We start from the raw sequence: 12,201 nt of genomic DNA on the forward strand, positions 1-12,201 counted from the left end.
GATCGTTCATTCGATCGATCGGCGCCGCGCTCATGCCATGCAGTCCCCCAGCTCCTGTATTCCTACCCCCTCGACCTTTGCCGTCTGCGGCGATGACTTTGTGCTGAACGGCCAGCCGGTGCAGCTGCTGTCCGGCGCGCTGCATTACTTCCGCGTGCTGCCCGAGCAATGGGAAGACCGCCTGCTCAAGCTCAAGGCCCTGGGCCTGAACACGGTGGAGACCTACGTGGCCTGGAACCTGCACGAGCCGCGGCCGGGCGAGTTCTGTTTCGAGGGCCGGCTGGACCTGGTGGCCTTTGTGCAGCTGGCCCAGCGCCTGGGCCTGTGGGTGATCGTGCGGCCCGGGCCCTACATCTGCGCGGAGTGGGAGTTCGGCGGCCTGCCGGCCTGGCTGCTGGCGGACGGTGAGATGGCCTTGCGCTGCAGCCACCCGCCCTATCTGGCGGCGGTGGACCGCTTCTTTGCCGCGCTGCTGCCGCTTCTCACGCCGCTGCAGATCACCGAAGGCGGGCCCATCCTGGCCATGCAGGTGGAGAACGAATACGGCAGCTACGGCAGCGACAAGGATTACCTGGCCTGGACCGAGGCCAGCCTGCGCCGCCACGGCGTGCGCGTGCTGCTCTTCACCTCGGACGGCCCGACCGACCACATGTTGACCCACGGCACGCTGCCGCATCTGCTCAAGACTGGGAACTTTGGCTCGCGCGTGCCCTCGGAGCTGGCCAAGCTGCGCGAGCACCAGCCCCGCGGCCCGCTGATGTGCATGGAGTTCTGGAACGGCTGGTTCGACCACTGGGGCGAGCCCCACCACACCCGCGACGGCGAGGACGCTGCCCGCTGCCTGGGCCAGATCCTGGAGGCGGGCGCTTCGGTCAACATCTTCATGGTGCACGGTGGCACCAGCTTCGGCTTCATGAACGGAGCCAACACCGATCTCAAGACCGGGGCCTACCAGCCCACGGTCAACAGCTACGACTACGACGCGCCCCTGGCCGAGGACGGCAGCGTGACGCCCAAATTCATCGCCATGAAGGCGGTGATCCTGGCACATCTGCGCCAGCAGGCGCAGGCCCGCGGCCTGCCGGCGCCCGAGTTGCCACCGCTGCCGCCCGAGGCGCCGCGCTTCGATCTGCAAGGCCTGGCCCTGGCGCCTTGCCAGCCCTGGTTCGAGGCCTTGCACGGTCTGGCGCCCACTCGCATCGATGTGTGCCCGCGCAGCATGGAGCAGCTGGGGCAGGACTACGGCTTCACGCTCTACCGCTGCCGGGTGCGCCACCCGAAAGGCCCGGTGACGCTGTCGGTGCAGGCCGTGCATGACCGCGCCCAGGTGTTTGTGGACGGCCGGCCCGTGGGCCTGCTGGAACGCAACGGGGCCTTGAGCCTGGCGCTGGATTGGCCTGGCGGCGAGGCCACGCTGGAGCTGCTGGTGGAGAACCAGGGCCGGGTCAACTACGGCCCGCAGTTGCATGACCGCAAGGGCCTGCTGGGTTGGGTGCGCCTGGGCATCAATGTGCTGCAGTGCTGGGAGCACTTCGCCTTGCCCCTGGCCGAGCTGCCGGCGGGCGCCACGCAGGTGCGCGCTGGGGCCTCGGTGCAGAGCGGCCTGCCGCAGTTCTTCAGCGCCGACTTCGAGGTGGACGCGCCGGGTGACTGCTTTGTGCGACTGAACGGCGGCCACAAGGGCCAGGTCTGGATCAATGGCTTCAACCTCGGCCGCCACTGGATGCGTGGCCCGCAGCTGGCGCTCTACCTGCCCTGGCCGCTGCTGCGCCAAGGCCGCAACACGCTGACCGTGCTGGAGCTGCAGCCCGAGGCCGGCCAGGCCTTGAGCGCCGATTTCTGCGCCCGCCTGCCGCAGGCGGGTGAGGTGGTGGACATGGCGCCGACGCTGGCGGAGCTGTGGTGATGGACGCCTTGTTCGTCACGCACGCACGCGGCCGGCCCAGCCTGCCCCTGCCTGAAGCCGTGATGCGCTTTTATGTGCAGCAGGTGGAGGCGGGCATGAGCGTCACCCAGGCCTGCCGGCATGGGCGCTTTTCCGACACGACCTTCTACCGCTGGCGCCAGATCCTGGCGCAGACGGGTTCGGCCCAAGAGCTGAACCCGCCTGCGGCGGGCTGAGGGCGCGGATCAGCGCTGCAGCCGGAAGCGGGCCTCGAAAGAGCGCCCGGCTGCTTGGGCCACATTGACCTGCAGCTGCACCGTGGGCGCCAGGCGCAGCACGGTGATGCCGGGGCTGCTGGCCAGCATGGCGCTGGCGGCGCGCTGAAGATCCAGAGTGATGCTGCCGGTGTTGACCTGGGTGGGGTCGGCCACGCTCAGGGCCAGCTCGTCGCCGCTCTCGCGCATCAGCACCGAGGCCTTGGCGCTGCTGCTCAGCAAGGGCTTGCCGTCGAGGTTCAGCGTTTTGCTGCCATTGGTCAGGAAGTTGGCGCCAACCAGGCCGAGGCTGCTGTCCTGCACGGCCAGCAGGTCGGTGCTGCGCGCCAGAATCTTGAGCGTGGGCTGGGCCGCGAAGGCGGCGGTCTGCGTGGCGCTGCGGCCGGGCAGGATGACATAGCTGTAGCTGGCGGCCGTGGGCTTGAGGCCGTGCGGGATGGCCAGGCTCAGGTAATGGGCGCTGACCGTGTCGTCCAGTTCCTGGGACTTGATGGCTTTCCAGCTGCCGCTGCGCTGCTCTCGCAGAGCTTGCAGCGTGGGCCGGTCGGGGAAGACGTAGCCGATGTCCGCGCCCGGCTGGCTGCCGGCCAGGTGGGCCCAGGCGGTGTTGCTGAGGCTGGCGCTCCAGCCCGGCATGCTGGGTTGGGTCTGGCCGCCCACGGTCAGCGCGTTGCTGCCGCTCGCATTGAGCTTGCGGTTCTCGACCACGGTTTCCACGGCCAGGCTGCCGGTGCTGCTGATGGCCGCACCCAGGGCGATGATCTTGTCGCCGAACAGGAACCAGGCCTTCTTGCCCTTGAGCGAGCTGCCGGTCACGTTGAGCGCACCGAAGTCCAGCGTGGCGATGGCGTAGCGGCCTTCGAGCTGGGCGCCGCCGACCCAGTTGCTGGTGTTCTTGATCAGGGCCCAGTTTTTGAGGGCGGCGCTGCTGCGGTCGGTGGTGGTGCCGGGCAGGCGCAGCAGGTCGACCGTGGCCCAGTAGTCGCCATCGAAGGCCTGCTGGTCGGCGTTGTGCAGGCTGCTCATGCCCATGCCGGTCCACCAGGGGCGCAGGTTCTCGCCATTGCCCGATTCGTAGGCGCTGATGCGGTTGGAGAACAGGCTCAGATCAAAGCTGAAATCCGCATGGCGCAGCACGGCGCGGTCCATGGCGGCGAAGACCTGGGCGCCGGGCCGCTCGGGCGCGGGGCTGAGGCTGGTGTTGGCTTGCAGGTCTTGCAGCAGGCTGATCTCATGCAGGCTGAACTTGGCGCAGGCGCTGTCGGGCGCCAGGGCCTGGCCGGTGAAGCAGCCGGGGCCGAGGTAGCGGTTGCGCTGCAGCCAGCCCTTGACCATTTCCTTGAGCGGCTGCGCCTGGGCCGCGGGCGCGCCCTCGGCCAGGCGCAGCAGCGAGCCCATCAGGCTGCGGCCGGCGGAATGGTTGCTGGAACTGCGCCGGGCGATGGCACGGCCACGCACCGAATCGGCCATGGCGCCATCGCGCACCAGGGGGCGGAAGGCGCGCTCGCTCCAGTCGTAGACGTTGCTGAGCTGCGGGTCGGTCGGGGCCCAGAGGCTGCCGTTCAAGAGCAGCAGCAGGCGCGAGAGGCTGTCCATCACCACCAGACCGTAGCTGCCGGTGTAGGCCACGTAGTTGTGCTGGATGAAGGAGCCGTCGGCGTAGAAGCCATCACCCTGGGTGACGTTGGGCAGGGTCTGGCTGATGGCGTCGCGGGCGTGGCGCAAGCGCTCGTCCGAGCCGCCGAGCGCGCCACGCACGCCGACGATCAAGGCCTTGTCCAGGCGGTTGGCGCCGGTTTCCTCGAGGCTGGGCTGGTTGCCGCGGTGGGTGGCGTCGGGCACGTAGAAATCAATCGTGGCGAGATAGCGGCCGCGCTCTTCGGTGCTGAGTGCGCCATGCATCAAGGTCAGGATGCTGCTCAAGGCCTGCGGCGCGCCGATCTCCCAATCCCACCAGTTGCCGTAGCGGCTGAGGCCCGGGCGGTAGCGATTGGCGTGCATCCAGGCCAGCCCATCGATCACGGCGCTGGCCAGCGTGGGGTTGCCGAACAGGCGCGAGCCCGGCGTGGCCTGGGCGCGCGCCATCAGCAAGAGGCGGGCGTAATGGCTGGTCAGCACCGAGGCATCGCTGCTGCTTTGCAGATCGGGCCACAGGCCGGGCGTGCTGCTGGAAAGGTCGATGGCCTGCCAGTGCAGCTCGGCCTTGTCGGCCAGCTCGGCCAGGGCGGCCTGGCGCTCGGGCAGGGTGCTGGGGCTGCCGGTCAGCTGCTGCAGCCAGCGGCTGCGCAGCTGGGCGTAGTCGCTCTCGGTCTGGGCTTGGGCAGTCTGCAGGGCCAGGCTGCTGGCCAGGGCGAGCAGGGCGGGGCGCCAGAGCCGTGCGCGTTTCATGGGCACCATCATCATCATCATCATGTCGACGTCTCCTCGGTGTGGGCCGGCCCTGTGGTGGCTGGCGTGTTATTTGAGGTGAACGTTAACATTTTGTGCGGCTGGTGGAGCTAGGGTTGTCGCCAGGAGGGGCGGTGCCAAGACGTTCAGCCCTGGGCGGGGCTGAGCTCACTCGCCTTGGGCGGCGGGCAAATCCTTGGGTGCACCGAACATGAAGCAGTCGATGAAGGTGAAGTAGAGCGAGGTGTAGAACACCGTCGTCAGCATCAGGCCCACCGGCATGGCCACCAGGGGCAGGTACTGGCCGAGGCCGAGCGCGCCGAGCAGCAGGCTGCAGATGGCCGAGGCGCCCATCAGCAGGCCGCCCCAGAGCAGGGCGTTGTAGGCGAAGGCCGTCTTGTTGCGCCAGACGCCCAGGGTGCTGGAGAACAGGGCTTGCATCAGGCCCTGGCCGCCCCAATGGATCAGGGCCGGCGCATGCCAGAAGGGGATGGACAGCAGGCCGGCCAGGCCCAGGCGTGTGACTGCGCCCCAGAACAGGCGTGGGTCGGCCAGCAAGGCATCGACCTCGGCCTTGGGCGCATCCTTGCCGAGCAGGGTTTGCAACTGCTCCATCGCACCGCCGTCCACCCACTCGGCCAGCAGGCTGATGCCCACGGTGGCCAGGGCGTAGATGGCGCCCAGCAGCAGCTGGTTGTTGCGGCGCTGCTGGGTCAGCTTGAGCGGCGCCAGGAACACGGCGGCGGTCGGCGTCTTCTCTTGCAGCACCAGATGGGTGGCCAGCATGAAGGCCAGGGAGAGCAGGGGCACGGCCATCAGCAGCGCGACCATGCCCACGCCCGGCAGGAGCAGCAGCACAAAGGCCAGGAACACAAAGGTGGCGAACAGGCTGGCCAGGGCCAGAGGGCGGCGCTGGAAGACCTTGAAGCCATGGCGTATCCAGAGCAGGCCGTTGCGTGCCGGCACGGTCTGCAGGTGCAGCATCATGGCGGGGGTGGGGCGGCTGGCGTCACTCATTCCGTGGACTTCTCAAAAACTCGATGGGGGCGTGGTGGGGCGCGTGTGGGCGCTTCACGTGGATGGGAGGGCATGCCAGGCGCGCGCGATGCGCTCGCGCAGCACGCGCTCGAAATGGCTGGGGTCATGCGGCTTGAGCAGGCTGGCCTGGCGCGGCAGGTGCACATCCCAGAGCCGCGAGATCCAGAAGCGCAGCGCTGCCGCGCGCAGCAGGGCGGGCAGCAGGCGATGCTCGGTGCCGCTGAGCGGCCGCACGGATTCGTACGCGGTCACAAAGGCCTGGGCGCGTGCTTCGTCGAGGCGGCCGCTGGCCAGGTCGATGCACCAGTCGTTCAGGCACACGGCCAGATCGAAGAGCCAGGTGTCGACGCCGGCGAAATAGAAGTCGAAGAAACCGCTCAGGCGCTCGCGCCCCTGCAGGGGCTGCACGCCCTCGGGCTGCGGCGGCAGCAGCTCGAACATCACGTTGTCGCGGAACAGGTCGGCGTGGATGGGCCCGCGCGGCAGCTCGGCAAAGCTCTGCGAGGCGGCCAGCTGCTGCTGGTAGGCCAGCTCTTCGCGCAGCAGGGCCGCTTGCTCGAGCGCCAGATGGGGCAGCAGCACGGGCACGGTGTCGGTCCACCAGGCCAGGCCGCGCAGATTGGGTTGGTGCAGGGGGAAATCCTGGCCGGCCAGATGCATGCGGGCCAGGGCGGCGCCGACCTGCTCGCAGTGGAAGAGATCGGGCGCCAGCTGGTGGCCGCCGCGCAGCTTGTTGACCAGGGCGGCCGGCTTGCCCTGGATCTCGAACAGGATCTCGCCCCGCGCGTCGGCCTGCGGGTCGGGCACGGCCAGGCCGCGCGCGGCCAGGTGCTTCATGAACTGCAGGTAGAAGGGCAGCTGCTCGAAGCTCAGTCGCTCGAACAGGGTCAGCACGAACTCGCCGCGCTCGGTGGTCAGGAAGTAGTTGGTGTTCTCGATGCCGGCGCCAATGCCGCGCAGCTCCAGCACCTGGCCCAGGTCCAGACGGTTGATCAGGGCTTGCGCCTGCTCGAGTGTCACTTCGGTAAATACGGCCATGTCAGCACTGCTTGATCGCTTGCTACAGCGTGGGAATCGAGGCGGGCGCGGCGGCGGCTTGAGGGGTGAGGCTCAGGCGGCCGGGCCTCGCGCTCAGAAGTTGAAAACGTTCCAAACGCGCTTGCCGGCGGCGCCGCGCGTGGAGCCCGGGCCGGCCGACAGGTCGCGGCTGCCATCGCCCATGATGATTTCGTAGCTCGGTAGCTTGCTGTTCTTGGACTGGACCGTGACCTTCTGGGTCTGGCCGCGCACCCGGGTCTCTTCGATGCGGGTGCTGTCATCCTCGATCACGGTGACGGTCACGCGCGCATCGGCTACGCCATCGGCAGCTGCGGCCGCAGGGGCTTCAGGCGCCGGGGCGGGCTTGGCCGGTGCCGGATCGGCCGCCTGGGCCGAGGCGCAAAGCAGGCCGCTCAGCAGAACCAGGGCGGCTGGCAATGATCGAAACCAAAAGGTCGAGGAGTTCATACTTGCATTCTAGGGCCGGGGCTCGGCCCCTGCGGCGGCAAGGGCGCTGCGCTGCGGGCCTTGTTGCGGCGGCTCCTGCCTAACCCGCAGTTCGCACAGCGCTTGTTGGCCCCGGGGGTTTTGCGCTAGGATGGTGCCCTGTTGGTGCTCGTGGGACTCCCAAAAGTCCTGCAGTTAAACGGGAATCAGTAGATGCAAGCCGTCCCTTCGGACCTTGCCTGACTGAGCTGCCCCCGCAACGGTGCGTGAACGAAGCGGCCTGGCCTTGCGCCAAGCCGGCCTCAGGGTTCATCTCAAGCCACTGGATGTTGTTGTCTGCATCTGGGAAGGCGATGGACTCGATTTCACCAGCCCGGATACCGGCCAACGAAGCGGTGCGCCGCAGCCTTTGGGCTGCCGCACCATGTGGCGAAAACCTGCGGGGAAGCGGGCGATCGCGCTGTTTCGGTGTCTCTACCCATGGATTCCTCTCCCTCCTAGGCCCTGGTCGGGTCTGAGCTTCGGGTTCTCGCTCGTCGGGCCGTTGTGCCCTTGTGCTGGTTCGTTTGCGCGTTTGCGCCGCAGCGGCCGGCTGAGGCTGCTGCATGGCCGATTGCGCCAGGCGCCGCGCCGCTGACCCCGCATCTCACCCCGCCCCCGAGAACTGTTTTCCCGCTGACGCATGCGCCCGGCTCCGGCCGAGGCCTGCGCGTGGCCTGTCCCTGCGCGACCCGCTCTCGGCTGCGCTGTGTTCCACCACCCCTTCATTCCACTCCCATCGGAGCTGCCACCATGCACATCGAACCCGGGCTGATCGCCCCCGCCAAACTGACCCTGGCCGCCGCCGTGGCCGCGCCGCTGGTGCTGGCGCATCTGCCGCCGCTGTTCAAGCAGCCGGCGCTCTTGCTGCGCACCTTGCTGGCGGCGCTGTTCTTCTCGCTCTTCATGCAGGCCTTTCACATGAAGGCGGGCCCGTCGGAGCTGCATTTCCTCGGCGCCATGCCGCTCTACCTGAGCTTTGGCTTTGTGCCCACGCTTCTGGGCCTGCCCCTGGGCCTGCTGCTGCAAGGCCTGGTGTTCGAGCCGCAGGATCTGGTGCATCTGGCGGTCAACTCGCTGTCGCTGATGCTGCCGCTGATGGCGGTGCACCACGGCCTGGCCCGACGCCTCGTCCACGGCGAGCGGCCGGTCACGGTCAAGACCTTGCTGCAGCTGGACAGCGCCTACTACGGCGGCGTGATTGCCATGGTGGGTTTCTGGCTGGCCATGGGCCAGGGCGAGACCAGCCTGGCCGAGTGGGCTCGCTTTGCCGTGGCCTACGCGCCGGTCGTGCTGCTGGAGCCTCTGGTGACGCTGGGCACGCTGTGGCTGCTGCGTGCCGATGGCCCGCTGCGCCGCCTGCCGCTGGCGGCCCAGTGCTTTGCACCGCAGCCGGGTCGGGCATGAGCGAGGCGCGAGCCGAGCCCGGCACGGTCTGGTTTGTCGGCGCTGGCCCAGGTGACCCGGACCTGATCACGGTCAAGGGCCGGGGCCTGATCGAGCGCGCCGGCGCCATCCTGTTTGCCGGCTCCCTGGTCGACGAGGCAGCCACGCGCTGGGCGCCGCCGGGCTGCGAGATTGCCGATTCCAAGGGCATGACGCTGGACCAGATGTCGGCCTGGCTGATCGAGCGCGCCGCGCGCCACGACACCGTGCTGCGCCTGCAGACCGGCGATCCGGCGCTCTACGGCGCACTGATGGAGCTGGTGCAGCCGCTTGATGCGGCGGGCGTGCCGCTGCGCGTGGTGCCGGGTGTCTCTTCGGCCATGGCCTCGGCCGCGGCGGCGGTGGAGACCTTCACCCTGCCGGAGCTGACGCAAACGGTGATCTTCACCCGCGTGGCCGGGCGCACGCCCATGCCGGCGGGCGAGGAGCTGGCAGCCCTGGCCGCGCACCGCTGCACCTTGTGCATCTTCCTGTCCATCACCCTGCTGGGCCAGCTCACGGCCGAGCTGCGTGCGGCCGGCTGGGCCGAGGACGCGCCCATGCTGGTGGTGCACAAGGCCTCCTGGCCGGGCGAAGAGCAGATCCTGCGCGCCACCCTGGCCGATGTGAAGCAGCGCTGCCGCGAGGCCGGCATCGTCAGCCAGTCCATGGTCATCGCCAGCCCGACCCTGGGCTCGCGCCACTGGCCCGAGCTGGCCAAGTCCAAGCTCTACGACCCCAGCTTCACCCACCGCTTCCGCCGCGCCAGCGTGCCGGCCCAGCCCGAACTCTGAGGCTCTGTTGCCATGTCAAACACTCCCAACGAAACCATCCTGCTGGTGGGCCACGGCTCGCGCGAGGCCGGCGCCAACGAGGAGATCGAGGCCTTTGCCGAGCAATGGCGCCAGCGTCAGCCGGGCTGGCGCATCGAGGTCTGCTTCATCGAGTTTGCGCCGGTGATGCTGCATGGTGGCCTGCGCCGCGCGGCGCTCGGCGCGCAGCGCGTGCTGGTGCTGCCGCTGATTCTCAATGCCGCCGGGCATGTGAAGATGGACATCCCGCAGGCCATCGACAGCGCGCGCCTGGACTGCCCCGGCACGCAGTTCCTCTATGCCCCGCACCTGAGCGCCTGCGACCCCATCCTCGCCCTGCTCAAGCGCCGCCTGCGCCAGGCCATGATGAGCCTGGACATGCCCGACCCGCGCAATACCGGCGTGGTGCTGCTGGGCCGCGGTGCCTCGGACCGCCAGGCCAATGGCGATGTGGCCAAGATGGCGCGCTGGCTGCTGGAGGAGGGCGACCATGAGCTGGTCGATGTGGCCTTCACCGGCATCACCCACCCGCGTCTGGAGCGGGTGGTGCAACGCCAGAGCCAGCAGCTGATGACGCAGATCGTCGTGCTGCCGTACTACCTGTTCAGCGGCACCTTGATCAGCCGCATCCAGCGCCAGGTCGAGCATCTGCGCTTGCAGTACCCGCAGCTGCGCTTTGCCCTGGCCGATTACTTCGGGGCCGAGCGCGAGATCTTCGAGCTGCTGGAGCAGCGCGCCGCCGATCTGCGCGCGGGCGCCCCGGCCGCCCTGATGCCTTGCGACGGCTGCAAGTTCCGCGAGATCGCCGTCAGCCTGGGCCATGGCGGCCATCACCATGGGCCGGAGCCGCATGTGCACGATCACGACCATGGGCATGACCATGCGCACGGGCATTCGCATGACCACCCGCATTCGCACGACCACTCGCACGACCACACACATGAGCACAGCCACGCGCACGATCACGAGCACCACCACCACCATCACCCCCACGACGCCCATGCCCACGGGCATGCCCCGGTATGAGCATCCACCAGGTCCTGGGCAACACCGTCACCGAGCAGCTGACCGCGGCCGGCCGGGCCATCGAGCATGACTCCTTCGCGGTGATCGACCGCGAGGTCGGCCCGCATGGCTACGACGCGCAGCAGTGGCCGGTGGTGCGGCGCATGATCCATGCCAATGCCGATTTCGATTTCAACGGCCTGACGGACTTTCACCCGCAGGCGGTCGAGGCCGGCTTGGCCGCCATCCTGGCCACGGGCGGGCGCGCGCCCAGCCGCGTGGTGGCCGATGTGGAAATGATCTGCGTCGGCCTCTCGCGCCCGCGCCTGGCGCATTTCGGCATGGGCACGCATCAGTTCATCAGCGATGCCGATGTCATCCAGGCAGCCACCGAGCAGGGCACGACGCGCGCCGTGCAGGCCATGCGCAAGGCCCAGGCCCTGGGCCTGCTGGACGGGGCCATCGTCGGTATCGGCAATGCGCCCACGGCCCTGATCGAGCTGGTTCGCCTGATCCGCGAGCAGGGCGTGCGCCCGGCTCTGGTGGTGGGCATGCCGGTCGGTTTTGTCTCGGCGGCCGAGAGCAAGGACTTGATGGCCGAGCTGGACGAGGTGCCCTGGATCGTCATCCGCGGCCGCAAGGGCGGCTCCACCCTGGTGGTGGCGGCCATCCATGCCCTGCTGGGCCTGGCCGAGGCGCGCGAGCTGCAGCACAGGGGATCGGCGCGGCCATGATGGACAAGACCGTCAAGCGCGGCACCCGCACCGGCTTCACCACCGGCGCCTGCTCGGCCGCGGCCGCTCGGGCGGCGGTGCTGGGCCTGGTGCATGGCGCCGTGCCCGAGACGGTGGAATGCCTCTTGCCCAATGGCCAGCGGGTGCAGTTCGCCGTGCAGGACGGTCGCTGCGAAGGCGAAGGCCTGGCCCGTGTCGCTCATGCCATGGTCATCAAGGATGCCGGCGACGACCCGGACTGCACCGACAAAGCCCATCTGACCGCCGATGTACGCCTGCGCCCCGAGCAGCAGGGTCAGGTCTTGCTGGCCGGCGGCTTCGGCGTCGGCACCGTCACCATGCCGGGCCTGGGCCTGGCGGTGGGCGGCCCGGCCATCAACCCGGTGCCGCGCCGCAATATCGAGGACAACGTGCGTGAGATCGGCCAGAGCCTGCTCGACGAGCTGGGCCTGGAGGTCTGCATCTCGGTGCCGCAAGGCCTGGAGATGGCCAAGAAGACGCTCAACGCGCGACTGGGCATCCTGGGCGGCATCTCCATCCTGGGCACCACCGGCATCGTCAAGCCTTACTCGACGGCGGCCTACCGGGCCAGCGTGGTGCAGGGCGTGCAGGTCGCCGGAACCACGGGCGCCGGCATGGTGGCCCTGACCACCGGCGGCCGCACCGAGAAGTTCGTCATGGCCGAATACCCCGAGCTGCCGCAGGCCTGCTTTGTGCAGATGGGCGACTTCCTGCGCTATGCGCTGGACGCGGCGGTCAAGGCCCGCCTGGCCCATGTGGTGATCGGCGGCATGGTGGGCAAGCTGACCAAGATCGCCCAGGGCGAGACCATCACCCACGCCGGCCGCGCCGAGGTGGACACCGGCCTGCTGGCCGAGCTTTGCGCCGGCATCGGTGTGCCGGCCGAGGTCTGCGAGGACATCCGAAACGCCGAAACCGCCCGTTATGCCAGCGAGCGCGTCGAGGCCCTGGGCCTGGTGCTGGAGTTCCACCAGGCCCTGGCCGAGCGCGTGGTGCAGACCCTGATGGGCCGCTACCCGGGCAAGTTCCGCCTGACCGTGCTGGTCTGCGATTTCGAGGGCCGCAAGCTGGCCGAGGCGGCCAGCGATTGAAGA

The 12,201-nt window shown here is 69.0% G+C and carries 11 protein-coding genes and 1 riboswitch; of the genes, 7 read left to right on the forward strand and 4 right to left on the reverse strand.

Annotated features, from left to right (window positions below; genetic code table 11):
- Window positions 1–37 precede the first annotated feature (37 nt).
- Both AC1Q6P_RS15140 and AC1Q6P_RS15145 read left to right on the forward strand, forming a co-directional pair.
- Entirely contained in the window at window positions 38–1,906 is a 1,869-nt protein-coding gene (locus tag AC1Q6P_RS15140) for a glycoside hydrolase family 35 protein (protein ID WP_492664672.1), read from the forward strand.
- Entirely contained in the window at window positions 1,906–2,121 is a 216-nt protein-coding gene (locus AC1Q6P_RS15145) for a hypothetical protein (protein ID WP_492664671.1), read from the forward strand. Before AC1Q6P_RS15140 ends, AC1Q6P_RS15145 begins: the two co-directional genes overlap by 1 nt.
- Before the next feature lie 9 nt (window positions 2,122–2,130).
- Here AC1Q6P_RS15145 and AC1Q6P_RS15150 read toward each other — a convergent pair whose 3' ends face one another.
- The 4 genes from AC1Q6P_RS15150 to AC1Q6P_RS15165 all read right to left on the reverse strand — a co-directional run bounded on the left by AC1Q6P_RS15150 (window position 2,131) and on the right by AC1Q6P_RS15165 (window position 7,092).
- Window positions 2,131–4,572, reverse strand: a complete 2,442-nt coding sequence (locus AC1Q6P_RS15150) for a polysaccharide lyase 8 family protein (protein ID WP_492664670.1) — start codon at window positions 4,570–4,572, stop codon at window positions 2,131–2,133.
- A gap of 144 nt (window positions 4,573–4,716) precedes the next feature.
- On the reverse strand, window positions 4,717–5,565 hold the full coding sequence (locus tag AC1Q6P_RS15155) for a BPSS1780 family membrane protein (protein WP_492664669.1): 849 nt from the start codon (window positions 5,563–5,565) through the stop codon (window positions 4,717–4,719).
- 54 nt (window positions 5,566–5,619) lie between these two features.
- On the reverse strand, window positions 5,620–6,624 hold the full coding sequence (locus AC1Q6P_RS15160; RefSeq protein ID WP_492664668.1) for a homoserine kinase: 1,005 nt from the start codon (window positions 6,622–6,624) through the stop codon (window positions 5,620–5,622).
- A gap of 93 nt (window positions 6,625–6,717) precedes the next feature.
- Window positions 6,718–7,092, reverse strand: coding sequence for a hypothetical protein (locus AC1Q6P_RS15165; RefSeq protein ID WP_492664667.1), 375 nt, complete (start codon window positions 7,090–7,092; stop codon window positions 6,718–6,720).
- A gap of 125 nt (window positions 7,093–7,217) precedes the next feature.
- A riboswitch (cobalamin riboswitch) is annotated at window positions 7,218–7,474 on the forward strand.
- A gap of 389 nt (window positions 7,475–7,863) precedes the next feature.
- Between AC1Q6P_RS15165 and AC1Q6P_RS15170 the strand changes: the two genes are divergently transcribed.
- Genes AC1Q6P_RS15170 through AC1Q6P_RS15190 form a run of 5 tightly spaced genes read left to right on the forward strand, consistent with a single transcriptional unit; the run spans window position 7,864 to window position 12,198 of the window.
- Entirely contained in the window at window positions 7,864–8,517 is a 654-nt protein-coding gene (locus AC1Q6P_RS15170) for an energy-coupling factor ABC transporter permease (RefSeq protein WP_102766532.1), read from the forward strand.
- Complete coding sequence (cobM, locus tag AC1Q6P_RS15175) at window positions 8,514–9,329, forward strand: precorrin-4 C(11)-methyltransferase (RefSeq protein WP_492664666.1); 816 nt, start codon at window positions 8,514–8,516, stop codon at window positions 9,327–9,329. Before AC1Q6P_RS15170 ends, cobM begins: the two co-directional genes overlap by 4 nt.
- A 12-nt stretch (window positions 9,330–9,341) precedes the next feature.
- Window positions 9,342–10,373 carry a sirohydrochlorin chelatase gene (locus tag AC1Q6P_RS15180; RefSeq protein WP_492664665.1) on the forward strand — a complete coding sequence of 344 codons (1,032 nt, stop codon included), beginning with the start codon at window positions 9,342–9,344 and terminating at the stop codon, window positions 10,371–10,373.
- Complete coding sequence (locus AC1Q6P_RS15185) at window positions 10,370–11,086, forward strand: precorrin-8X methylmutase (protein WP_492664664.1); 717 nt, start codon at window positions 10,370–10,372, stop codon at window positions 11,084–11,086. The genes AC1Q6P_RS15180 and AC1Q6P_RS15185 overlap by 4 nt, the downstream gene beginning before the upstream one ends.
- Entirely contained in the window at window positions 11,083–12,198 is a 1,116-nt protein-coding gene (locus AC1Q6P_RS15190) for a cobalt-precorrin-5B (C(1))-methyltransferase (RefSeq protein WP_492664663.1), read from the forward strand. The genes AC1Q6P_RS15185 and AC1Q6P_RS15190 overlap by 4 nt, the downstream gene beginning before the upstream one ends.
- The last annotated feature ends 3 nt before the right edge of the window (window positions 12,199–12,201 follow it).

Source organism: Roseateles sp. GW835-FHT13E02, assembly GCF_058794035.1.

Excerpts from the sequence above, each read along its gene's own strand:
- AC1Q6P_RS15140 (WP_492664672.1), top strand. The coding sequence starts at position 38 with ATGCAGTCCCCCAGCTCCTGTATTCCTACCCCCTCGACCTTTGCCGTC.
- AC1Q6P_RS15145 (WP_492664671.1), top strand. The coding sequence starts at position 1,906 with ATGGACGCCTTGTTCGTCACGCACGCACGCGGCCGGCCCAGCCTGCCC.
- AC1Q6P_RS15150 (WP_492664670.1), bottom strand. The coding sequence starts at position 4,572 with ATGATGATGATGATGATGGTGCCCATGAAACGCGCACGGCTCTGGCGC.
- AC1Q6P_RS15155 (WP_492664669.1), bottom strand. The coding sequence starts at position 5,565 with ATGAGTGACGCCAGCCGCCCCACCCCCGCCATGATGCTGCACCTGCAG.
- AC1Q6P_RS15160 (WP_492664668.1), bottom strand. The coding sequence starts at position 6,624 with ATGGCCGTATTTACCGAAGTGACACTCGAGCAGGCGCAAGCCCTGATC.
- AC1Q6P_RS15165 (WP_492664667.1), bottom strand. The coding sequence starts at position 7,092 with ATGAACTCCTCGACCTTTTGGTTTCGATCATTGCCAGCCGCCCTGGTT.
- AC1Q6P_RS15170 (WP_102766532.1), top strand. The coding sequence starts at position 7,864 with ATGCACATCGAACCCGGGCTGATCGCCCCCGCCAAACTGACCCTGGCC.
- cobM (WP_492664666.1), top strand. The coding sequence starts at position 8,514 with ATGAGCGAGGCGCGAGCCGAGCCCGGCACGGTCTGGTTTGTCGGCGCT.
- AC1Q6P_RS15180 (WP_492664665.1), top strand. The coding sequence starts at position 9,342 with ATGTCAAACACTCCCAACGAAACCATCCTGCTGGTGGGCCACGGCTCG.
- AC1Q6P_RS15185 (WP_492664664.1), top strand. The coding sequence starts at position 10,370 with ATGAGCATCCACCAGGTCCTGGGCAACACCGTCACCGAGCAGCTGACC.
- AC1Q6P_RS15190 (WP_492664663.1), top strand. The coding sequence starts at position 11,083 with ATGATGGACAAGACCGTCAAGCGCGGCACCCGCACCGGCTTCACCACC.